The organism is Daquilactobacillus linshuiensis (assembly GCF_052828685.1).
Genome location: NZ_CM128255.1, coordinates 1,095,665 through 1,118,511 on the forward strand (window position 1 = coordinate 1,095,665; position 22,847 = coordinate 1,118,511).

At 35.1% G+C, this 22,847-nt stretch carries 20 protein-coding genes and 5 tRNA genes; 1 reads left to right on the top strand and 24 read right to left on the bottom strand.

The window, feature by feature from the left end; all coding sequences use genetic code 11:
- Positions 1-11: 11 nt before the first annotated feature.
- The 13 genes from rpmC to rpsL all read right to left on the bottom strand — a co-directional run bounded on the left by rpmC (position 12) and on the right by rpsL (position 8,115).
- Entirely contained in the window at positions 12-203 is a 192-nt protein-coding gene (rpmC, locus tag ACUV9F_RS06025) for a 50S ribosomal protein L29 (RefSeq protein WP_446183376.1), read from the bottom strand.
- The gene (gene rplP, locus ACUV9F_RS06030; RefSeq protein WP_446183377.1) at positions 193-627 is read right to left on the bottom strand and encodes a 50S ribosomal protein L16; all 435 of its coding nucleotides are present in this window, start codon (positions 625-627) and stop codon (positions 193-195) included. Before rplP ends, rpmC begins: the two co-directional genes overlap by 11 nt.
- Before the next feature lie 3 nt (positions 628-630).
- On the bottom strand, positions 631-1,305 hold the full coding sequence (rpsC, locus tag ACUV9F_RS06035; RefSeq protein WP_446183378.1) for a 30S ribosomal protein S3: 675 nt from the start codon (positions 1,303-1,305) through the stop codon (positions 631-633).
- A gap of 16 nt (positions 1,306-1,321) precedes the next feature.
- On the bottom strand, positions 1,322-1,672 hold the full coding sequence (rplV, locus tag ACUV9F_RS06040; protein WP_446183379.1) for a 50S ribosomal protein L22: 351 nt from the start codon (positions 1,670-1,672) through the stop codon (positions 1,322-1,324).
- Between the two features lie 32 nt (positions 1,673-1,704).
- The gene (gene rpsS, locus ACUV9F_RS06045) at positions 1,705-1,980 is read right to left on the bottom strand and encodes a 30S ribosomal protein S19 (RefSeq protein ID WP_446183380.1); all 276 of its coding nucleotides are present in this window, start codon (positions 1,978-1,980) and stop codon (positions 1,705-1,707) included.
- A 39-nt stretch (positions 1,981-2,019) separates the two neighbouring features.
- Positions 2,020-2,853, bottom strand: coding sequence for a 50S ribosomal protein L2 (rplB, locus tag ACUV9F_RS06050; protein ID WP_446183381.1), 834 nt, complete (start codon positions 2,851-2,853; stop codon positions 2,020-2,022).
- A gap of 24 nt (positions 2,854-2,877) precedes the next feature.
- The gene (gene rplW / locus ACUV9F_RS06055; RefSeq protein ID WP_446183382.1) at positions 2,878-3,162 is read right to left on the bottom strand and encodes a 50S ribosomal protein L23; all 285 of its coding nucleotides are present in this window, start codon (positions 3,160-3,162) and stop codon (positions 2,878-2,880) included.
- Positions 3,162-3,785 carry a 50S ribosomal protein L4 gene (gene rplD / locus ACUV9F_RS06060; protein WP_446183383.1) on the bottom strand — a complete coding sequence of 208 codons (624 nt, stop codon included), beginning with the start codon at positions 3,783-3,785 and terminating at the stop codon, positions 3,162-3,164. The genes rplW and rplD overlap by 1 nt, the downstream gene beginning before the upstream one ends.
- Positions 3,786-3,801: 16 nt before the next feature.
- Complete coding sequence (rplC, locus tag ACUV9F_RS06065; RefSeq protein WP_446183384.1) at positions 3,802-4,449, bottom strand: 50S ribosomal protein L3; 648 nt, start codon at positions 4,447-4,449, stop codon at positions 3,802-3,804.
- A 30-nt stretch (positions 4,450-4,479) separates the two neighbouring features.
- Complete coding sequence (gene rpsJ / locus ACUV9F_RS06070) at positions 4,480-4,788, bottom strand: 30S ribosomal protein S10 (RefSeq protein ID WP_446183385.1); 309 nt, start codon at positions 4,786-4,788, stop codon at positions 4,480-4,482.
- A 258-nt stretch (positions 4,789-5,046) separates the two neighbouring features.
- Positions 5,047-7,155, bottom strand: a complete 2,109-nt coding sequence (gene fusA, locus ACUV9F_RS06075) for an elongation factor G (RefSeq protein WP_446183386.1) — start codon at positions 7,153-7,155, stop codon at positions 5,047-5,049.
- A gap of 40 nt (positions 7,156-7,195) precedes the next feature.
- Positions 7,196-7,666, bottom strand: a complete 471-nt coding sequence (gene rpsG / locus ACUV9F_RS06080; RefSeq protein WP_446183387.1) for a 30S ribosomal protein S7 — start codon at positions 7,664-7,666, stop codon at positions 7,196-7,198.
- A 35-nt stretch (positions 7,667-7,701) separates the two neighbouring features.
- Positions 7,702-8,115 (bottom strand): 30S ribosomal protein S12, encoded by a 414-nt coding sequence (gene rpsL, locus ACUV9F_RS06085; RefSeq protein ID WP_446183388.1) that lies wholly within the window; start codon positions 8,113-8,115, stop codon positions 7,702-7,704.
- Positions 8,116-8,329: 214 nt separating this feature from the next.
- On the opposite strand from rpsL, the gene ACUV9F_RS06090 reads away from it, so the two are divergent.
- Positions 8,330-9,010 carry a prepilin peptidase gene (locus ACUV9F_RS06090; RefSeq protein ID WP_446183389.1) on the top strand — a complete coding sequence of 227 codons (681 nt, stop codon included), beginning with the start codon at positions 8,330-8,332 and terminating at the stop codon, positions 9,008-9,010.
- A gap of 13 nt (positions 9,011-9,023) precedes the next feature.
- Here the strand turns inward: ACUV9F_RS06090 and ACUV9F_RS06095 are convergent, their stop codons facing one another.
- The 11 genes from ACUV9F_RS06095 to lysS form a co-directional block, all read right to left on the bottom strand.
- On the bottom strand, positions 9,024-9,938 hold the full coding sequence (locus tag ACUV9F_RS06095; RefSeq protein ID WP_446183390.1) for a DUF5692 family protein: 915 nt from the start codon (positions 9,936-9,938) through the stop codon (positions 9,024-9,026).
- Between the two features lie 65 nt (positions 9,939-10,003).
- Positions 10,004-10,558 carry a TetR/AcrR family transcriptional regulator C-terminal domain-containing protein gene (locus ACUV9F_RS06100; protein ID WP_446183391.1) on the bottom strand — a complete coding sequence of 185 codons (555 nt, stop codon included), beginning with the start codon at positions 10,556-10,558 and terminating at the stop codon, positions 10,004-10,006.
- Between the two features lie 55 nt (positions 10,559-10,613).
- Positions 10,614-14,276, bottom strand: coding sequence for a DNA-directed RNA polymerase subunit beta' (rpoC, locus tag ACUV9F_RS06105; RefSeq protein WP_446183392.1), 3,663 nt, complete (start codon positions 14,274-14,276; stop codon positions 10,614-10,616).
- Between the two features lie 11 nt (positions 14,277-14,287).
- Positions 14,288-17,911 (bottom strand): DNA-directed RNA polymerase subunit beta, encoded by a 3,624-nt coding sequence (gene rpoB / locus ACUV9F_RS06110; RefSeq protein WP_446183393.1) that lies wholly within the window; start codon positions 17,909-17,911, stop codon positions 14,288-14,290.
- Between the two features lie 210 nt (positions 17,912-18,121).
- Positions 18,122-20,602 carry an ATP-dependent Clp protease ATP-binding subunit gene (locus ACUV9F_RS06115; protein WP_446183394.1) on the bottom strand — a complete coding sequence of 827 codons (2,481 nt, stop codon included), beginning with the start codon at positions 20,600-20,602 and terminating at the stop codon, positions 18,122-18,124.
- Positions 20,603-20,717: 115 nt separating this feature from the next.
- A tRNA-Gly gene (locus ACUV9F_RS06120) sits at positions 20,718-20,788 on the bottom strand.
- A 119-nt stretch (positions 20,789-20,907) separates the two neighbouring features.
- A tRNA-Thr gene (locus ACUV9F_RS06125) sits at positions 20,908-20,980 on the bottom strand.
- A gap of 7 nt (positions 20,981-20,987) precedes the next feature.
- Positions 20,988-21,070: transfer RNA gene (locus tag ACUV9F_RS06130), tRNA-Leu, on the bottom strand.
- Between the two features lie 32 nt (positions 21,071-21,102).
- Positions 21,103-21,175: transfer RNA gene (locus tag ACUV9F_RS06135), tRNA-Lys, on the bottom strand.
- Between the two features lie 3 nt (positions 21,176-21,178).
- Positions 21,179-21,251 (bottom strand) — tRNA-Val (locus ACUV9F_RS06140).
- 93 nt (positions 21,252-21,344) lie between these two features.
- Positions 21,345-22,829: a lysine--tRNA ligase gene (lysS, locus tag ACUV9F_RS06145; RefSeq protein WP_446184360.1), complete on the bottom strand. Its 1,485-nt coding sequence runs from the start codon at positions 22,827-22,829 to the stop codon at positions 21,345-21,347.
- Between the last annotated feature and the right edge of the window lie 18 nt (positions 22,830-22,847).

Genomic DNA, 22,847 nt, shown 5'->3' on the forward strand with positions numbered 1-22,847 from the left:
CTTCCTATTTATTATTTACTTTCTGTTTGTTGTAACACTGTTTTAATGCGCGCAATATTTTTTCTAACTTTTTTAAGTCTTGCAGTATTTTCCAATTGTCCAGTTGCTTGTTGGAAACGTAAGTTAAAAAGTTCTTCTTTATATTGCTTTTCTTTATCAAGCATTTGATCAGTGGTTAATTCTTTAATTTCATTAGTTTTCATCAGATTCGCCACCTACTTCCTCGCGTTTAACGAATTTGGTTCTAACTGGTAATTTGTGTGATGCAAGTCTAAGTGCTTCACGAGCAACTTCTTCAGAAACTCCATCAATTTCAAACATGATTTTTTCACGTTTTACTGGAGCTACCCAACCAGCTGGTGCACCTTTACCATTACCCATACGAACCCCAACACCTTTAGCAGTGTAAGATTTATGAGGGAAAATTTTAATCCAAACTTTACCACCACGTTTCATGTAACGAGTCATCGCAACACGAGCAGCTTCGATTTGTCTATTTGAAATCCAATGTGAATCTAGTGAACGTAAACCGTATTTACCGAATGTTAATTCTTTACCACCCTTTGCGGCTCCACGCATCTTACCACGAAATTCACGACGATGTTTAACACGTTTTGGTACTAGCATTGGCTATTTCCCTCCTTTCGCATCCTGATTATTATCTTTGTTAGCTTTAGCTGGAAGAACTTCTCCACGATAAATCCAAGTTTTAACACCAAGATTTCCGTAAGTAGTTGTTGCTTCAACCCAAGCATAGTCAATATCTGCTCTTAATGTATGCAATGGAACTGTACCTTCTGTATGCCATTCACGACGTGACATATCTGCCCCATTCAAACGACCAGAAATTTGTGTCTTAATGCCTTTAGCACCAGCACGACGAGAGCGTGTAACAGCTTGTCTTTGTGCACGACGAAAGGCAATACGTGCTTCAAGTTGACGAGCAATACTTTCACCAACTAATTTAGCATCTAAATCAGGTTTTTTAATTTCTACAATATTAATGTGTACATTTTTACCAGTTAAATTGTTAAGTTGCTTACGCAAGTTATCAACTTCTGCTCCACCCTTACCGATAACCATTCCTGGTTTTGCAGTATGGATAGAAACGTTAATACGTTTTGCAGCACGTTCAATTTCAATACGTGAAACTGAAGCGTCTGATAATTTTTCTTCAATAAATTTACGTATTCTTAGATCTTCGTGTAAATAATTAGCAAAATCTTTCTTGTCTGCATACCATTTGGCATCCCAGTCACGAATTACGCCAACACGAAATCCAATAGGATTAATTTTTTGACCCACTAGTTTCCCTCCTATACTATTCTTTTTCTGAAACAACCACTGTTACGTGAGATGTTCTTTTATTAATTGGTGAAGCTGATCCCTTAGCACGAGGACGGAAACGTTTAAGTGTTGGTCCTTCATCTACGAATGCTTCACTGATATATAAGTTTTGTGCATCTAAATCAAAATTATGTTCTGCATTAGCAACTGCAGACTTCACAACCTTAGTAATAACTGGAGCACCAGCGTTAGGTGTGAATTGCAATATTGCTAGAGCCTCTGCAACATTCTTGCCACGAACAAGGTCAATAACAAGACGAAGCTTACGAGGAGCAATGCGAACAGTTTTAGCTTTTGCTACTGCTGAAGTAATTTGCTCAGCCATCTGACATTCTCCCTTCATTTAGTAAAACTATTTTACTTAGTTTTTTTGTCGTCTGCTCCATGACCGTGGAAAGTACGTGTAGGAACAAATTCACCTAGTTTGTGACCAACCATATCTTCTTGTATATAAACTGGAACATGTTTACGTCCGTCATGTACAGCGATTGTTGCGCCTACAAAGTTAGGGAATATTGTTGAACGACGAGACCAAGTTTTAATTACCGCTTTTTTATCTTGATCTTCTTGTGCTTGGACTTTTTTCATCAAATGCTCATCGACGAAAGGTCCTTTTTTAAGACTACGAGTCATCTTGTTGCCTCCTTTTTTAAAATAAATTCAAATATCAGATTATTTACCTTTTCTATGACGAATAATAAGTTTTTCTGATTTGGCATGAGATGATCGTGTTTTCTTACCAAGAGTCTTTTTACCCCATGGTGATAATGGAGATGGACGTCCGATAGGAGCTTTACCTTCACCACCACCGTGTGGGTGATCGTTAGGGTTCATTACAGAACCACGAACTGTTGGGCGAATACCCATCCATCTTTTACGACCAGCTTTACCAATATTAATTAATTCGTGTTGTTCATTACCAACTTCACCAATAGTTGCACGGCAAGCTGAAAGAATCAATCTTACTTCACCTGATGATAATCTTACTTGAGTATATTTACCATCACGACCAAGTACTTGAGCTGATGTACCCGCTGAACGAGCAATTTGTCCACCTTTTCCAGGTTTCATTTCAATATTATGAATAATTGAACCAACTGGGATATTTTCAAGTGGTAAAGCATTACCTACTTTAATATCTGAAGCAGGTCCTGATTCAATAACAGTTCCTACAGTTAATCCTTTAGGTGCTAAGATATAAGATTTAACACCATCTTCATAATGTAGTAATGCAATATTTGCTGTTCTATTTGGATCATATTCAATAGCTTTAACAAGAGCTTTAGAATCATCTTTGATACGTTTAAAATCGATTATACGATATTTTTGTTTGTGTCCACCACCACGGTGACGAACAGTAATGTGACCGTATGAGTTACGACCAGCTGTATGACCTTGAGATTCAAGCAAAGTCTTTTCAGGCTTTGTCTTTGTAATTTCTTCAAAGTCCAAAGCAGTCATATTACGACGACCGTTTGTAGTTGGTTTATATTTAATAATACCCATTACAAAATTCCTCCTTCTTCTATATTAATCTTCAAAAATTTTAATTTCTTTAGAGTCTTCTGTAAGAGCAACAATAGCTTTACGACGTTTTTTAGTCATACCTTCATAACGACCAACGCGTTTTTTATGACCTTTAACATTCATAATATTTACTGCTTTAACTTTTACATCAAAGATTTCTTCAATTGCTTGACGTACTTGGATTTTGTTAGCGTCAACAGCAACGTCAAATGTGTACTTTTTATCGTCCATGATAGCCATAGATTGTTCAGTGATTACCGGACGTAGAACTATATCACGTGCATTCATTATCCAAGCACCTCCTCAATATTTGAAAGTGCAGCTTTTGTAATTACAAGTTTTTCATTGTTAATAACATCTAAAACATTAATCTTACGAGAAGCAACTACTGTAACTTTATCTAAGTTTCTTGCAGATAATGCTACATTTTCATTTTCTTCTTCAACTACTACCAATGTCTTACCTGTTGATTTAACTTTGTTCAACAATTTAGCAAACACTTTTGTTTTTGGTTCTTTATAGTCAATTGAATCAATTACTATTACATTTCCATCTTTAGCCTTTTGTGAAAGAACAGATTTCAATGCCAAACGGCTAACTTTTCTTGGAAGATGGTATGCATATGATCTTGGTGTAGGACCAAATACAGTTCCACCACCAACCCATTGAGGTGATCTGATTGACCCTTGACGAGCTCTACCAGTACCTTTTTGACGCCATGGTTTTCTACCACCACCACGAACTTCAGAACGGTTTTTAACAGCGTGAGTACCTTGTCTCATTGATGCACGTTGCATAACAACAGCATCAAAAATTACGTTATCGTTTGGTTCAATATTAAAAATTGAATCATTTAACTCAACATCTGTTCCCTTTGTTCCATTTTCTTTGAATGATGTAATCTTAGTCATTTAAGCTCCTCCTTTCCTATTTATCTTCTGATTTTGCCAAAGCTTTAATACCTGATTGAACTTTTACTAGTGAATTCTTAGCACCAGGAACATTACCTTTGATCATAATTACGTTATTTTCAACATCAATTTTAGCAATTGATAGATTTTGTGTTGTAACAGTCTTGTTACCCATACGTCCAGGTAATTTTTTACCTTTGAATACACGGTTAATAACTGCTCCCATTGAACCTGGGATTCTATGGTAACGTGAACCGTGAGTTTCTGGACCACGTGATTGACCATCTTTTTTAATATTTCCTTGGAAACCGTGACCCTTAGTAACACCAGTTACATCAACAATTTCTCCTTCAGCGAAAGTATCAACCTTCACTTCAGAACCAAGCTCGTAAGCTCCCATATCTACATCACGGAATTCGCGAATGAAGCGTTTAGGAGTAGATTTTGATTTTTCAGCATGACCCTTAGCTGGTTTGTTACTCAATACTTCACGCATGTCTTCAAAACCAAGTTGTACAGCTTCATAACCGTCATTTTCAACTGTCTTAAGTTGCATAACAACGTTTGGAGTAGCTTCAACAACTGTTACAGGAATTAATTCACCGTTGTCAGTAAAGATTTGAGTCATTCCAACTTTTCTACCGAGAATACCTTTTCTGGCCATGTTTACACCTCCATTAGTTTATTTTTGTTATTATAATTTGATTTCAATATCCACACCACTTGGTAAATCTAATTTCATCAAAGAATCTACTGTCTTTTCTGATGGATTTACGATGTCGATAAGTCTTTTATGTGTACGCATTTCGAATTGTTCACGAGAATCTTTGTGCTTATGTGGTGAACGAAGTACTGTATAAAGTGAACGTTCTGTTGGCAATGGAATTGGTCCTGAAATTTCAGCACCAGTTCTCTTTGCTGTTTCAACAATCTTGTCAGCTGATTGATCAAGAATGCGATGTTCATAAGCTTTCAAACGAATACGAATCTTTTGACTTGCCATGGGGTTACCTCCTTTTTGTCTTTAAAATGACCGGCTCAGTGGAAATATCCGCCACACTTGCCGTGGCAAAGCGGCCGGGTGTGTCGCAACCTCCCACTTCTTCACCGAGAGTATTCCTAAATACTCAATTGAGCATACTTATCCCAAGGGATAATCAGCACGAGTAATATATTACAAGAAATCACGAGTAATATCAAGGCTTTTTCACGAAATAAATAAAAAAAGACTCGATAAATTCGAGTCTTTTTTGAAAAATAATTATTCATCTTCTGGATTAACTATTTTTCCACCATTTTCTTTAATAATTTCTTCTTGAATACTCTTAGGAACTGGTTCGTAATGATCCATTACCATAGTAAATGTACCACGTCCTTGAGTTGCTGAACGTAATGTGGTTGCATATCCAAACATTTCTGAAAGAGGAACATATGCATTAACAAGTTGGGCATTACCACGAGCTTCCATTCCTTCAACACGACCACGTCTAGCTGTCACGTGTCCCATAACATCACCTAGATAATCTTCTGGGGCAACAATTTCAACTTTCATGATTGGTTCAAGGATAACAGCACCAGCCGACTTAGCAGCATTTCTCAACGCAATTGAAGCGGCAATCTTAAAGGCAGCTTCAGAAGAATCGACATCATGATAACTACCATCATAAAGTTTAGCTTTTACATCAATTAATGGGAATCCAGCTAATACACCATTTTGCATTGCTTCTTTAAGACCTTGTTCTACTGAAGGAATGTATTCACGAGGAACAACACCACCAACAATAGCATCTTCAAATTCAAAGCCAGCGCCTTCTTCATTTGGAGTAAATTCAACCCAAACATCACCATATTGACCTTTACCACCTGATTGACGAACAAATTTACCTTGTGCTTGTGTTGCTTTAGTAAATGTTTCACGATAAGCAACTTGTGGAGCACCAATTTGTGCATCAACTTTAAATTCACGTCTCAAACGATCAACTTGAATATCTAAATGAAGCTCACCCATACCAGAAATAAGTGTTTCTCCAGTTTCAGGGTTTGTTTCAGCTCTAAATGTAGGATCTTCTTCTGCTAGTTTTTGAAGACCAACATCTAACTTATCTCTATCTTCTTTTGATTTTGGTTCAATAGAAACTTGGATAACTGGTTCAGGAATTTCAAGTGATTCAAGAATCAATGGATGATCTGGATCAGTCAAGGAATCACCAGTCGTTGTATCTTTCAAACCGATAGCTGCGGCAATATCACCTGAAAATACTTCTGGAATTTCATTACGGTGATTTGAGTGCATTTGTAGAAGACGTCCAACACGTTCACGTTTATCTTTTGACGCATTCAATACATATGAGCCTGATTCCAAAGTACCAGTGTAAACACGGAAGAATGTCAAACGACCAACGAATGGATCTGTTGCAATCTTAAATGCAAGTCCAGCAAATGGTTTGTCATCATCAGCAACAAGAGAAACTTCTGAATCATCTGCAGGATTTACGGCATTATAAGGTTTAACATCTAATGGAGATGGTAAGTAATCTACAACGGCATCCATTAACATTTGAACACCTTTATTTTTAAATGCTGAACCTGCAAGAACAGGGTAAAATTTCAAATCAATTGTAGCTTTACGAATAGCAGCTTTTAGTTCATCTTTAGTGATTTCTTCACCTTCAAGATACTTACCCATAACATCGTCATCAACATCAGCAACAGCTTCAATTAATTCTTGACGTTTCTTTTCTGCTTCTTCTTTATATTGATCAGGAATTTCAACTGTATCCCATTTTGAACCCAATTCATCTTCATCATAAATATCAGCAACCATTTCGATCAAATCAATAACACCTTCAAATTGATCTTCAGCACCAATAGGCATTTGAATAGCATGAGCATTAGCATCTAGTCTGTCATGTAATGTTTCAACAGAATAGTCAAAATTAGCACCAATTTTATCCATTTTGTTAACAAAAACGATTCTTGGAACTGAATATGTTGTAGCTTGACGCCAAACATTTTCGGTTTGTGGCTCAACACCTGATTGAGCATCAAGAACTGTGATAGCACCATCTAAAACACGTAGTGAACGTTCAACCTCGATTGTAAAGTCAACGTGACCCGGAGTATCGATGATGTTAATACGATTTTTCTTCCATTCTGCAGTTGTAGCAGCAGATGTAATTGTAATACCACGTTCTTGTTCTTGTTCCATCCAATCCATTTGTGAAGCACCTTCATGAGTTTCACCAATTTTATGGATTTTACCTGTGTAATACAGAATACGTTCTGTAGTTGTTGTTTTACCAGCATCAATATGAGCCATGATACCAATATTACGTGTATCTTTTAATGGAAATTCACGTTTGTTTGCCATTAATTAAATTTCTCCTCTCGAATTTATCGATTAAACGATATTACCAACGATAATGTGCAAAGGCACGGTTAGCATCAGCCATCTTATGAGTGTCTTCACGTTTTTTAACAGCAGCACCAGTATTGTTAGCAGCGTCCATAATTTCATTAGCAAGTCTGTCAACCATAGTATGTTCACCACGTAAACGAGCATAATTAGTTAACCAACGTAATCCTAATGTTGTACGACGTTCTGGACGAACTTCGATAGGAATTTGATAGTTTGATCCACCAATACGACGAGCTTTAACTTCAAGAACAGGCATAATGTTGTTCATTGCTTCTTCAAATACGTCTAGTGGTTCATTTCCTGTTGTTTCTTTAATTTTATTAAATGCATCATAAATAATTTTTGATGATGTACCACGTTTTCCATCTTTCATAACATGGTTAATCAAACGAGTAACAAGTTTTGAGTTATAAATTGGGTCAGGCAAAACATCACGTTTTGCTACAGTACCTTTTCTAGGCATTTAGATTACCTCCAGTATTTTAAATATATTTTTTATTATTTCTTAGGTCTTTTAGCACCATATTTTGAACGGCTTTGCATACGGCCATCAACACCGGCAGTATCTAAAGCACCACGGATAACGTGATAACGAACACCAGGTAAATCTTTTACACGACCACCACGGATAAGAACAACACTATGTTCTTGTAAGTTATGACCTTCACCAGGAATGTATGCTGTAACTTCAATTAAGTTTGATAAACGAACACGAGCATACTTACGTAAAGCAGAGTTAGGTTTCTTAGGTGTCATTGTACCAACACGAGTTGCAACACCACGTTTTTGTGGAGCTGGTGTGTCAGTCAAAGTTTTCTTCATACTGTTGTAACCAAAGTTCAAAGCAGGTGAATCTGATTTTGATGTCTTTGATTTACGACCTTTACGGACCAATTGATTAATTGTTGGCATTAAAGGTTCCTCCTATATATTTTATTATTTAAATACACACATCCAGGTGTTTCATTTTTGAATAAAATAAAATACCACGCATGTGGTTGAGTTGGCTTATCTTCGCAAGACAATAGTGTCCACTAAAAAGCACAGTTACTAATTTACCATCTAAAAGCAATGTTTGTCAACATAATTTCAAACTTCTGCGTAATTTCACTTATGAGGTGATTTTATGAATTATATCTATACTTTTTATATTTTTATTTTATCAACATGTATCAGTTCTTTTTTATGTTTAATTGGAACTCGTATGCCACTTAGTCAAAGTATTATTTATCCTCGATCACATTGTGATTACTGTAAAAAACAGCTTAAATGGTTTAATCTAATCCCCATTTTGGGCTATGTAATGTCTAGAGGCAAATGTACTAATTGTCATAACAATATTTCGTTATTTTTTCCTTTAAATGAACTATTTTTTGGAGTTACTATTGTTATTATTAAATTGAATTCATCAACTGCAATATTGCAAATATGTGTTTTATCATTATTATTAATATTTTCTACAATGGACTTTTTTTATGGAATAATAATGCCGATTTTATTTATACCTATGATAATACTATTACCTTTTTTTAGTTTTTCGTTAGCTAATTTTTTTATAGTCTTTGTATGTCTTCTCGCCTTTTCATTACTCACCAAAGGTTTAGGATTTGGTGATGTTGAAATTCTTTCATTTTTAGCATTATTTTTCCCATTATACTATTGTTTACTAATTATTTTAATTTCTTGTTTTTTCTGCATAATCATTGAGACTTTTAAAAATCCGTATGATAAAAAAATTCATTTTGTACCTTATATTTATTGGAGTTTTTCGATAGTAATACAATTAAAAAATCTAGGGATAATATAATATCCCTAGATTTTTATTTGCTTTTGATAACTTTTAAATAAGCGCCTGTACCCTTGTATACTTCATCTTTAAATATATTTTTATGGTACTTTTTAACTCTATAAATATGTAAAACCAAAACAGCAATATTTATTAATAGAGCTAGTAAACTTACTGTAAATAAAGCTACACTATTATGAGAACTTGCTACTGAAAATTGACTATCAGTTACAAACATTGGATAGCTCATTGTAAACATCATCCAAAATGCTAATGTTTGTGCTCTTGCTTGAAGCCAAGTACCCTTTTTAATTAAAAAAGCAGCTGTTGTTGGCGCAACTAGTAATGCAAGACCTGCGTAAAACGAATGATCTCCAACACAGTTATAAACATAAGCAAAGTTCCAAACATCATAAGCAATAATCCATGACCATATCTGGTCTGGCCACAACATATCTTTTTGTTTATCTTTGCTAATTACAATACCAAACCAACCCGTGATAGTAATAATATTTATTATTCCTGCTATTCCATTCATTATGTTCCAAGCTCCACCGTTCATGAACACACCATCAATAACTCCATGCATACTTGAAACTTGGAAATCTCTAATCACTGCTTCACATATATTAAATGCTAATATTAAAGGTGGAAATAATAAACACCATTTATTCTTTGCAAGTTTTGGGAAATAACGTAGTGCCATAAATCCCAAACAACCCGCTAATGTGGAATATACTTTCATCCAATGAAACCATGTTCCCGTACTACTTCCTGGGCCTGCTGTATTTGGCCAAACAAAAATGGTCAATAAAATTGGCAATATTATAAATAATCCAACAGACGCTATCTTACTAAATCTTGCGATTTCATTTAATATCATTAATATTGCAACAACAATAATCCAAACAAAAATATCAATATAATTTATATTACTAAATAAAAACATTTTTCTACCTCCTTTTATGACCTATCATAAAAGAGTTGAAAACGTATTCATATAGTCAATAATGCTTATTTGTCCAAATTCATATTATATTCAATAACATGTGCAATAGTGGTATGAAGCATCGTATACATTCTATTTAAAAATTCCTCTTTTGATTCAGTTAAGTTAGTAACTAACCATTGAACGATTTGTGCCACAATTGCCCAACTATAAAAATTTCCAATTTCATCTCTTAATTGTTCAGAACATTCGTCATTAATTTCATCTACCACTTCTACAACCATTGAAAACAAATGTTCATATAAAAAGTGATTCAATAAATCTCTATTTAAAGATCGAAAAGTATTTAAACAAAATTTTTGATTCTCTTCTATATAATCAAGAACTAATTTTATTCCATCTTTCCAGTATTGTTGATTTTGATAATTATCAAGTTGCTCTATTACTTCGTGATTATATGTCCAAGACAAGGCATCATGAATATCTATAAAATGATAATAAAAAGTGTTTCTAGAAACATTAGCAAATTCAGATAATTGGTTTACAGTAATGTGATCAATTGATTGTGTTTCCATCATTTCTTTTAACGCGTTAGATAATTTTAATTTTGTATTTTTCATATTTACTCCTTTAAATTAGAGTATACAAAAAAACACCCTATCTAGGGTGTTTTTCTTATTCTTTATTAGATTCTTCTGCTTCTTTCATTTGAGCTTCAATATCTGAGATAGTATAGGCTCCGTTTAAAGCATTTGTTGCTACCGGACCATTTTTCTTTGGTTCCATATGGCGATACTTAGCCATACCTGTACCAGCTGGAATAATTTTACCGATAATAACATTTTCTTTAAGTCCAAGTAGAGGATCATTCTTACCACGAATTGATGCATCTGTTAGAACTCTAGTTGTTTCTTGGAATGAAGCGGCAGATAAGAAACTATTTGTTTCCAAACTAGCCTTTGTAATACCAAGAAGAACAGGTCTACCAGTTGCAGGAACACCACTCTTAGCAAGAACGGCACGGTTAATTTCAGTGAAATCAGCAATATCAAGTAATGCACCTGGTAATACATCAGCATCACCCGGATCTAGAACCCGCATCTTACGAATCATTTGTCTAATCATTACCTCAAAATGCTTATCTGAAATATCAATACCTTGCATACGATAAACTTTTTGAACTTCTGAAAGCATATAAGTTTCAGTTGTTAATACATCAGTTATTTGGATAAGTTGTTTAGGATCTGTAGAACCACCAGTCAACTTACCACCACGTTTAATATGATCACCTTCTGAAACTTCAACACTTGAAGCATAAGGAACACTATAAGTACGAGTATCAGTTTTACCTTCAACTGTAATTTCTCTTGTGTGTTCCGCAGGGTTTTCATCAATTGCAGTAATTATCCCATCTACTTCAGAAATAATTGCTTGTCCCTTAGGATTACGAGCTTCAACAATTTCTTGAATACGAGGAAGCCCTTGAGTGATATCATTTCCACCAGCAACACCACCGGTATGGAAGTTACGCATTGTAAGTTGTGTACCTGGTTCACCGATTGATTGAGCAGCAACTGTACCAACTGCTTCACCAATTTCTACTTCTTCACCAGTAGCAAGGTTGCGGCCGTAACATTTCTTACATACACCATGTTTTGTATTACATGTGAATGCTGAACGGATTGTTACAGTTTCAACACCTGCATCAACAATCTCTTGAGCCATATCTTCATCCATCAATGTTCCTTTAGGAACAATAACATCATGAGTTTCTGGATTAAATACAGTCTTTTGTGTATAACGACCAACAATTCTATCAAACAATGGCTCAATCATTTCATTTCCTTCTTTGAAAGCAGAAACAATTAATCCGCGGTCTGTATGACAATCTTCTTCACGAACAATAACATCTTGAGCAACATCAACAAGACGACGAGTCAAGTAACCTGAGTTAGCAGTCTTCAAGGCTGTATCAGTCATACCTTTTCTAGCACCGTGAGTTGACATGAACATTTCCAAAACAGAAAGTCCTTCACGGAAGTTTGATGTAACAGGAACTTCCATCATACCACCATTAGGAGCAGCCATAAGTCCACGCATACCGGCAAGTTGAGTAAAGTTAGAGATATTTCCACGAGCTCCAGAATCACTCATCATACTGATAGGATTAGTTGGATCAAAAGAATCAATCAATTTTTGTTGGATGTTATCTTTTGCATCATTCCAAATTGAAATAACTCTATCGTGGCGCTCTTCATCAGTTATCAATCCACGACGGAATTGTTTAGAAACAGTAGCAACACCATTATGTGCCGTTTCTACTATTTCACTTTTTTCAGCTAATTGAGGAACATCTTTAACACCAACAGTTAAGCCAGAAACTGTACATACTGTGTATCCAAGTTCTTTCATATCATCAAGTAATTCTGAGGTTCTTTGAACTCTATAAACTTTAAAAATCTGAGCAATGATGTCACTTAAAAATCCACTCTTAAATGGATCAATTAAAGGAGCATCTGATAGATATTCTTTGATATCCTGTCCTTCATCTAGGAAATACTTGTCAGGAACACCATTTTCAATATTGCTTTGTGTTGGCTCATTTAAGAAATTAAAGTCTTCTGGTAAAACTTCATTAAATATTACTTTACCAACACTTGTAACCATTATTTTATTTCTTTGTTCTTTTGTGAAAGGCTTGTTAGACAATGAGTTTACTGCCAAACCAATTCTTGAATGGAAATGAACACGGCCTGTACGATAAGCCATAATTACTTCATTAGTATCTTTGAAAATTGTGCCTTCTCCACTACGACCTTTTTCTTCAATAGTTAGGAAATAGTGACCTAAAACAACGTCTTGAGATGGAGTAACAATAGGTTTTCCATCTTTTGGTGCCAAGATATGATGGGCAGCAAGCATTAACATACGAGCCTCAGCTTGAGCTTCATCAGATAAAGGTACGTGAACAGCCATTTGATCACCGTCAAAATCGGCATTATAAGCTTCACAAGCTAATGGATGTAATCTCATTGCTTTTCCATCTACTAAAACAGGTTCAAAGGCTTGAATACCAAGTCTATGTAGTGTAGGTGCACGGTTTAAAAGAACAGGTCTTTCTTTAATTACATCTTCAAGAACATCCCAAACTTCGTCATCTTGACGTTCAATTTTTCTTTTAGCATTCTTGATATTTGAAGCAATTTCACGTTTTACAAGTTCATGCATTACAAATGGTTTGAATAATTCAAGAGCCATTTCACGTGGTAATCCACACTGATAAAACTTAAGTGTAGGACCAACATCAATAACGGAACGTCCTGAATAATCAACACGCTTACCAAGTAAGTTTTGACGGAAGCGTCCTTGTTTACCTTTAAGCATGTGTGACAATGATTTCAATGGTCTATTACCAGGACCAGTAACAGGACGACCACGACGACCATTGTCAATCAAAGCATCAACAGCTTCTTGTAACATTCTTTTTTCATTTTGAACAATAATATTTGGAGCATTTAGATCAAGAAGTCTCTTCAAACGATTGTTACGGTTAATAACACGTCTATACAAATCATTTAAATCTGAAGTAGCAAAACGTCCACCCTCAAGTTGTACCATAGGTCTTAAATCTGGGGGAATAACTGGAATACAATCAAGAATCATCCATTCAGGACTATTTCCTGACTTTTTAAATGCATCCAATATATCTAAACGACGAATTGCACGAGTTCTTTTTTGACCTTGTGCAGAGTGAAGAACTTCTTTAAGTTCTTTAATTTCTGTTTCAAGATCTACTTTTGCAAGTAATTCTTTAATAGCTTCTGCACCCATTTTAGCAACAAAAGTATTTCCAAATTCTTCAACTTTTTTACGATATTCTGCTTCAGTAATTAATTGTTTTGCTTCTAGATCTGTATTACCAGGTTCAATAACAACATATGCAGCAAAATAAATGATTTCTTCAAGAGAGCGTGGACTCATGTCTAAAACAAGTCCCATACGACTTGGAATACCTTTAAAGTACCAGATATGTGTTACAGGAGCTGCTAGTTCAATATGAGCCATACGTTCGCGACGTACTTTTGATCTAGTAACTTCAACACCACAGCGATCACAAACAATACCCTTATATCTTATACGTTTGTACTTACCACACGCACATTCCCAATCTTTTTGTGGTCCAAAAATTCTTTCATCAAAAAGACCATCACGTTCTGGTTTTAAAGTACGATAATTAATTGTTTCTGGTTTTTTAACTTCTCCATAAGACCAACTACGAATCTTATCAGGAGAGGCCAAACCAATTTGCATACTTTCAAATTTGTTAACGTCTATCACGCGGTGTCCTCCTATTCTTCACTATTATCAGAATCTGTTATTACTGGTTCTGCTTGTATTTTATTTTCTTGTTCTTCGTTTTGTTTTGCTTCTTCTTCAGCACGTTTTTGTTCTTGTTCTTGTGCAAACTTAGAAAGTGCATCAACACTGACTACGTCATCGTCATCATCCATATCGCGTAGTTCAATTTCTGTTTGATCAACATCAAGAACCTTCATATCTAGACCAAGTGCTTGCAATTCTTTTACAAGAACACGGAATGATTCTGGCACACCTGGCTTAGGAATTGGTTCACCCTTAACAATGGCTTCATATGTCTTAACACGGCCTACAATATCATCTGACTTGTAAGTCAAAATTTCTTGAAGTGTGTAAGCAGCACCATAAGCTTCTAAGGCCCAAACTTCCATTTCACCAAATCTTTGTCCACCAAATTGTGCTTTACCACCTAGTGGTTGTTGCGTAACTAATGAATATGGTCCGATTGATCTTGCATGAAGTTTATCGTCAACCATGTGAGCCAATTTCATGTAATACATTACACCAACGGCAACACGATTATGGAATGGTTCACCGGTACGACCATCATAAAGAATTGACTTAGCATCAGAATCCATACCAGCTTCTTTAACAATATCCCATAAATCATCATCATTTACACCATCAAAAACAGGTGAAGCAACTTTTATACCAAGATTTCTTGCGGCCATACCTAGATGTAATTCAAGAACTTGTCCGATATTCATACGTGATGGAACACCCATTGGGTTCAACAAGATGTCAACTGGAGTACCGTCTGGCAAGAATGGCATATCTTCTTCTGGAACAACAATTGAAACAGTACCTTTATTACCGTGACGTCCAGCCATCTTATCACCGACTTGAATTTTACGTTTTTGAGCAATATATACACGTACCATCATATTTACTCCTGGACTTAATTCATCGCCAGCTTCTCTAGTAAAGATTTTTACATCTTGAACTATTCCGCCACCACCGTGTGGTACACGAAGTGAAGTATCACGAACTTCACGAGCTTTTTCACCAAAGATTGCATGTAAAAGACGTTCTTCAGCAGATAATTCAGTAACTCCCTTAGGTGTTACTTTACCAACTAAAATATCACCGTCATTAACTTCGGCACCAATGCGAATAATTCCATCTTCATCAAGATCTTTTAGAGCTTCTTCGCCAACATTTGGAATCTCACGGGTAATTTCTTCAGGTCCAAGCTTAGTATCACGAGCTTCTGATTCATATTCTTCAATATGAATTGAAGTATATTTATCATCACGAACCATTTTTTCAGAAAGAACAATGGCATCTTCGTAGTTATACATATTCCATGTCATAAATGCAATAACTGGATTTTGACCAAGTGCTAGCTCACCGTTTTCCATTGCAGGACCATCAGCAATAATATCTCCAGCGTCAACTTTATCTCCGACACTGACAATAGGTCTTTGGTTATAACTCTTACCAGAGTTAGAACGACGGAACTTAGTTACTTTATAAGTCTTTGTTTCTGATTTTTCTTTAATTCTAATTTGTTTTGCATCAACATATTCAACAACACCGTCTGCACTAGCAAGTAAAGCAGATCCAGAGTCATGAGCGGCAATATATTCCATACCAGTTCCAACGATAGGAGCTTCTGGTTTGATCAATGGAACAGCTTGTCTTTGCATGTTAGCACCCATCAAGGCACGGTTTGAATCATCATTTTCCAAGAAAGGAATGCAAGCTGTAGCTACTGAAACTACTTGTTTTGGAGAAACGTCCATATAATCAAGTTTTTCAGGTGTTGTTTCAATATTGTCATCTTTATGTCTAGCCAACACTACATCATCAGCAAATGATCCATCATCATTAAGAGGAGTATTTGCTTGAGCAACAATATAATTATCTTCTTCATCAGCAGTTAAATAATCAATTTTATCTGTAACTTTGTGTGTCTTCCATGAAACACGACGATATGGTGTTTCAACAAATCCATATTTGTTAACGACAGCATAACTAGCTAAGTTATTGATAAGTCCGATGTTAGGTCCTTCAGGAGTTTCAATAGGACACATACGACCATAGTGAGTATAGTGAACATCACGAACTTCATATCCAGCACGATCACGAGTTAAACCACCAGGTCCAAGGGCTGATAAACGACGTTTATGGTTAACTTCTCCCAATGGGTTAGTTTGATCCATAAATTGTGAAAGTTGTGCTGAACCAAAGAATTCTTTAATAGAGGCAACAACTGGTCTTATATTGATAAGTTGTTGAGGTGTAATTGTATCTACATCTTGAATTGACATTCTTTCACGTACAACACGTTCCATACGAGAAAGACCAATTCTAAATTGGTTTTGGAGTAATTCACCAACGGAACGAATGCGACGATTACCTAAATGATCAATATCATCTGTATTTCCAAGACCTTCTTGAAGATTTAAGAAATAATTCAATGATGAAAGAATATCAGCAGGTAATACAGTTCTAACGTTTTCTGGGATATGTCCATTTCCTACAACCTTAACTACTTTTTCTGGATCATTTTTTGAATATACTTCAATAGTTTGTAAGGTAATAGGATCACTTAATACACCGTCTTCAGAAGGTTGATATGTTGTTGCTTTAAAATCTTCTCTTTCAAGATAAGGTGTTAAAGTATCCATTGCTTCTCTGTCTAAGACAGTATCTTTATTTAAAATAACTTCACCTGTATCAGGATCAGCTAAAGTCTCAGCAAGAGTTTGATTCATCAATCTAGTACGAAGATTTAGTTTTTTGTTAATTTTATAGCGACCAACTTCTGCTAGATCATAACGTTTTGGATCAAAAAAACGTGCATAAAATAATGATCTTGAACTATCAGCTGTTTTAGGCTCTCCTGGACGAAGTCTTTCATAAATATCCTTTAAAGCTTCATCAGTACGAGAATCAGATACATCTTTATGGACATCTTTTTCAAGAGTTAAGTTAAGTGAATCATTTTCACCAAACATATCTAAAATGTCAGAATCTGATCCAAAACCTAATGCACGAACCAATTCAGTAACAGGTAATTTTCTTGTACGATCAATACGTACATAAGAAATATTTTTAGCATCTGTTTCATATTCTAACCATGCACCACGGTTAGGAATTACAGTTGTACCGTAAGTTACTCTACTGTTCTTATCAGTATCAGAATTAAAGTACACACCTGGTGAACGAACCAATTGAGAAACAATAACACGTTCTGCACCGTTAATAATAAATGTTCCTTCTTCAGTCATGATTGGGAAATCACCAAAGAACACGTCTTGAGTCTTAATTTCACCAGTTTCGTGGTTAGTTAATTTTAAAGTAACGTGTAAAGGAGCACTGTAGTTAGCATCATGGTCACGAGCTTCTTCTACGGTATATTTTGGTGTTAATAACTTATAATCGACATATTCCAAAGAAAGATTTCCTGCAAAATCTTGGATAGGCATAATGTCTTCAAACATTGAACGTAGACCTTCATCTAAGAACCACTGATAAGAATTCGTTTGAATTTCAATCAAGTTAGGAAGCTTTAAAACTTCTTTGATTCTTGCATAACTACGTCTAGTTGATTTTTTTCCAAATTGGACGTCTTGTGCCAAATTTTCCACCTCTTCATTAATTTTGATAAAATATTACAATTTCATTACAATTTCATTTTTAAAGAAATTTGAGCAAAAAAAAGACAAAAGTAACAGTATTACTTTTGCTTTTTATTACCTTCCCTGGACAATATATCAGGGGAGATTGCGATATCTCATCACTTATAAATCTGTTTAATATATTACGCTCTTTTTTTAAAGTTGTCAATGAAGTGAATCTTACATGACTTCTTCAGGTTTTGTAATTTTTATATTGATTTCATTTTTCTTTGTTCCAATAGAAACTGTATCACCTGAAGTTATTTCTCCTGCAAGTAATAATTCACTTAATTTATCTTCAACTTGTTTTTGTAACTCACGTCTCAAAGGTCTTGCACCATATTCAGGACTAAAGCCCTTTTGAGCAACTTCATCAAGTGCTGAACTAGTAAATTTCAAATGAATATCTTGCTGATTTAAGCGTTCTGTTAAGTTTCTGGCCATAATTTTTACAACTTGACGAAGTTGAACTTTTTCTAATTTTTTAAAGACTACTACTTCATCAATTCTGTTAATAAATTCAGGTCTAAAGAAATTCTTCATTTCACCAAAAATTGCCGATTTCATTGCTTCATAATTTTCAGAGGCATTATCTGCACCAAATCCAACACTTTTTTCTTCCTGAATCTTAGTTGCTCCAAGATTAGAAGTCATGATAATAATAGTATTTCTAAAGTCCACTTTACGACCCTTAGCGTCTGTAAGGTAACCATCATCTAGTACCTGTAATAAAATATTAAAAACATCTGGATGAGCTTTTTCAACTTCATCTAGTAATAATACAGAGTATGGGTGATTTCTTATTTTTTCGGTAAGTTGTCCGCCTTCTTCATAACCAACATATCCAGGTGCTGAACCAACTAACTTAGAAGTACTATATTGTTCCATAAATTCTGACATATCAACTCTTATCATGTCTTCTTCTGATCCGAATACTTCCTGAGCTAGTGTTTTTGCTAATTCTGTTTTACCAACACCAGTTGGACCTAGGAATAAGAATGAACCAATTGGACGATTTGGATCTTTAATACCACTTCTTGCCCGTCTAATTGATCTAGAAATTACATCAACTGCTTCATCTTGACCAATCACACGTTTATGTAATGATTTTTCAAGATTAATTAATCGATCATTCTCTTTTTTGCTCATTTGTTCTACTGGTACACCAGTCCATTGAGAAACAATAGTGGCAATATCTTCTTGAGTTACAACAACATTAGCGTTTATGCCATTAGCATTTCTTTCATTATATTTATCAAGTTTTTTTTGAAGCTCTTTTTCTTCTTGGCGATACGTAGCAGCTAATTCAAAATCCTGATTTTCTAAAGCAGAATTTTTTTCATTTATTTTTTCTTTTAATTCATTTTGTAATTTTTCAGCTTTTATTGATCTAGAATTATTAACAGCACCTATTCTAACCTTAGCAGCAGCTTCATCAACCAAGTCTATTGCTTTATCTGGCAAAAATCTATTAGTTAAATAGCGACTCGATAAATCAACTGCAGCTTGCAAAGCTTCGTCAGATATTATTATCTTGTGAAATTCTTCATAGTTTTGTTTCAAGCCTTGTAATATTTGAAGTGATTCATCTTTACTTGGCTCTTCGACTTGAACAGTAGCAAAACGACGTTCTAGGGCTGAATCTTTTTCAATATATTTTTGATACTCATCTAGTGTTGTCGCACCAATTAACTGTAGTTCTCCTCTAGCAAGTGCAGGCTTCAAAATATTCGATGCATCGATTGCACCTTCAGCACCTCCTGCACCCACAAGTGTATGAAGCTCATCAATGAATAATATTACCTGACCATCATCATAAATCTCACTAATAATCTTTTTAAGTCTATCTTCAAACTCTCCACGATATTTAGTTCCAGCAACAAGACTTCCCATGTCTAACATCATTATTCTTTTATTTTGCATATCAAAGGGAACTTCTTTGTTTACAATTGCTTGGGCAAGACCTTCAACAATTGCTGTTTTACCAACTCCAGGCTCTCCAACAAGAACAGGGTTATTTTTTGTACGTCTACTTAAAATTTGAATACTTCGTTCAACTTCTTTTTGACGTCCAATAACTGGGTCTGTTTGCTCTTCACGCGCAATTTTAGTCAAATCTCTAGCTAAAGAATCTAACGTTGGAGTTCCAGCTTGTCCTTGGTCAGCCATTTTTTTAATAGCTCTTTTAAACTGGTCATTATTACGATTACGTTTTGGCATTCCCATCTCGTTAAACAGACGTTCCTTTAATTTAACGACACTGACTCCAAGATTAATTAAAATTCTATTGGCAATAGCATCATTATTATTTAACAAAGCTAGTAATAGATGTTCTGTACCTATTTCATTTAACTGCATAAAGGTTACTTGATCTTGAGCAGATTGAAGAACCATTCTTGTTTTAGCAGAAAAAGGGAGTTCAACATTTCTAGCTACTTTTGAGTCTTTAAACCCATATCCTGTCAAGCTTTCAATTTCTTCCTCAATATCATTAGGAAAAACAGCCATATCTCTTAAGACAATACCAGCTATACCGTCATTCTCTAAATCTAATGCTAATAGTAAATGTTCAGTTCCTACTGCATTGTGACGGAATTTTTTTGTCATTTGTTGTGCAATCGTTAAAACATCTTTTGCACTATCAGAAAATTCATTAATCATTAATTGCCTCGCTTAATTATTTACATAAATTATAACAATAGTTTAAATAGTATAAAACTTATTATAAAAAATGCAAAATAAAAAGACTGCACAATTATTTGCAGTCTCTTTTTTAAGCGGGTGACGAGAATCGAACTCGCGACAACAGCTTGGAAGGCTGTGGTTTTACCACTAAACTACACCCGCAATACTTAATTATTATAACCATAATTAAGCATATGTTCAATACCTACTATTTCTTTTTTTAAAATTTTATTATAATCACTAAAAAAAGACAATCCAATTGGATTGTCTTTTAAAAATTATGCCGACTAGAGGATTCGAACCTCCGACCCTCTGTTTACAAGACAGATGCTCTGCCAACTGAGCTAAGTCGGCGACATTATACGGGTGAAAGGACTTGAACCTTCACGTCCAATGGACACCAGAACCTAAATCTGGCGCGTCTGCCAATTCCGCCACACCCGCATATCTATTATTCAATATTGCACTACGTGCAATGAGTCGTGGCAGGCTCGAACTGCCGACCCTCTGATTAAAAGTCAGATGCTCTACCAACTGAGCTAACGACTCAAATGGAGGATACAGGGTTCGAACCTGTGACCCCCTGCTTGTAAGGCAGATGCTCTCCCAGCTGAGCTAATCCTCCATGAGTTTGCTTAACGCAACTCATATATTTTACCAACTCTAAATTGGTACGTCAATAAGATAAATAAAAAAACATAGGTAATTTACCTATGTTTTAATCGTTATCCTTATGTTCTGGTTTCATTGTTGGAAATAACAATACATCTCGAATAGATGCTGCATCAGTTAATAGCATAACTAATCTATCAATACCAATACCTAAACCACCTGTAGGTGGCATTCCGTATTCAAGAGCTTCAATAAAGTCTTCATCAATTCCTTCAGCTTCGTCATTACCTGCATCACGTTCTGCAACTTGGTCCTCAAATCTTTGTCTTTGATCAATTGGATCGTTTAGTTCAGTAAATGCATTAGCATACTCATTGCCTAAAATAAACAATTCAAAGCGATCAGTAAATCGAGGATCTTCAGAGTTTTTCTTTGCAAGTGGTGAAACATCAACTGGATGACCATAAATAAATGTTGGTTCTTTAATTGTCTCTTCCACAAAGGTTTCAAAGAATTCATTAATTATATGTCCTACTTTCCAGTAAGATTCATATTTAACATTTTTTTCATCGGCTAATTTACGTGCTTCTTCTAAAGTCATTTCTTTCCAGAAATCAATTCCAGTTGCTTCTTTAATTGCATCTACCATGTGAACACGTTTAAACGGCTTAGCTAAATCAACATCATCACCTTGGTAGTTAATTTGCTCCGTTCCTAACGCTTCTTTAGCAGCGAATCTAAATATTCCTTCTGTTTCGTCCATAACATCATTAAAGTCAAAATATGCTGCGTATGTTTCAAGCGATGTGAATTCAGGATTATGATGTGTATCAACACCTTCATTACGGAATAAGCGTCCTATTTCATAAACGCGTTCCATACCACCAACAATTAAACGCTTTAAATGAAGTTCTAAAGCAATACGCATATACATATCTATATTTAAAGCATTGTGATGTGTGATAAAAGGTTTAGCTGAAGCACCGCCTGCTTGAGAGTTCAAAACAGGAGTCTCTACTTCTAAAAATCCATTATTGTCTAAATACTTGCGAACTGCCGAAATGATTTTAGTACGTTTAACAAAGCGATCATAACTTTCTTGATTTGTAATTAAATCTAAATATCTTTGTCTATATCTTTGTTCTATATTTGTTAGCCCATGATATTTATCAGGAAGTGGACGTAGTGCTTTAGTAAGCATTGTAATATGAGTTACTTTCACAGTTAGCTCACCCATATCCGTTTTCATCACTTCACCTTCAATACCCAAAATATCACCAAGATCAGAGCGCTTGAAGATATGATAATTATCTTCACCTACGACATCTTTTCTAACATAAATTTGAATACGTCCAGTTCTATCTTTTATGTCAGCAAAGCCTACTTTACCCTTACCACGCTTTGTCATCATGCGCCCCGCAATAATTGTTGATATAGCCTTGCCATCTAATTCTTCTTTTTCAATATCTTCATATTGTTCATGAAGTTCACTTGCAGTATTTTTCGGTTCAAATCTCGAGCCAAATGGATCAATTCCAGATTCAGCTAGTTCTGTCATTTTCTCTCTTCTAGCTCTTAATTGATCATTCATTTGTCTTTGTTCGCCTGT

Excerpts from the sequence above, each read along its gene's own strand:
- rpsG (WP_446183387.1), bottom strand. The coding sequence starts at position 7,666 with ATGCCTAGAAAAGGTACTGTAGCAAAACGTGATGTTTTGCCTGACCCA.
- ACUV9F_RS06100 (WP_446183391.1), bottom strand. The coding sequence starts at position 10,558 with ATGAAAAATACAAAATTAAAATTATCTAACGCGTTAAAAGAAATGATG.
- rplV (WP_446183379.1), bottom strand. The coding sequence starts at position 1,672 with ATGGCTGAGCAAATTACTTCAGCAGTAGCAAAAGCTAAAACTGTTCGC.
- rpmC (WP_446183376.1), bottom strand. The coding sequence starts at position 203 with ATGAAAACTAATGAAATTAAAGAATTAACCACTGATCAAATGCTTGAT.
- fusA (WP_446183386.1), bottom strand. The coding sequence starts at position 7,155 with ATGGCAAACAAACGTGAATTTCCATTAAAAGATACACGTAATATTGGT.
- rplW (WP_446183382.1), bottom strand. The coding sequence starts at position 3,162 with ATGAATGCACGTGATATAGTTCTACGTCCGGTAATCACTGAACAATCT.
- ACUV9F_RS06090 (WP_446183389.1), top strand. The coding sequence starts at position 8,330 with ATGAATTATATCTATACTTTTTATATTTTTATTTTATCAACATGTATC.
- rplC (WP_446183384.1), bottom strand. The coding sequence starts at position 4,449 with ATGGCCAGAAAAGGTATTCTCGGTAGAAAAGTTGGAATGACTCAAATC.
- lysS (WP_446184360.1), bottom strand. The coding sequence starts at position 22,829 with ATGAATGATCAATTAAGAGCTAGAAGAGAGAAAATGACAGAACTAGCT.
- ACUV9F_RS06095 (WP_446183390.1), bottom strand. The coding sequence starts at position 9,938 with ATGTTTTTATTTAGTAATATAAATTATATTGATATTTTTGTTTGGATT.
- rpsL (WP_446183388.1), bottom strand. The coding sequence starts at position 8,115 with ATGCCAACAATTAATCAATTGGTCCGTAAAGGTCGTAAATCAAAGACA.
- rpsS (WP_446183380.1), bottom strand. The coding sequence starts at position 1,980 with ATGACTCGTAGTCTTAAAAAAGGACCTTTCGTCGATGAGCATTTGATG.
- rplB (WP_446183381.1), bottom strand. The coding sequence starts at position 2,853 with ATGGGTATTATTAAATATAAACCAACTACAAACGGTCGTCGTAATATG.
- rplD (WP_446183383.1), bottom strand. The coding sequence starts at position 3,785 with ATGACTAAGATTACATCATTCAAAGAAAATGGAACAAAGGGAACAGAT.
- rpsJ (WP_446183385.1), bottom strand. The coding sequence starts at position 4,788 with ATGGCAAGTCAAAAGATTCGTATTCGTTTGAAAGCTTATGAACATCGC.
- ACUV9F_RS06115 (WP_446183394.1), bottom strand. The coding sequence starts at position 20,602 with ATGATTAATGAATTTTCTGATAGTGCAAAAGATGTTTTAACGATTGCA.
- rplP (WP_446183377.1), bottom strand. The coding sequence starts at position 627 with ATGCTAGTACCAAAACGTGTTAAACATCGTCGTGAATTTCGTGGTAAG.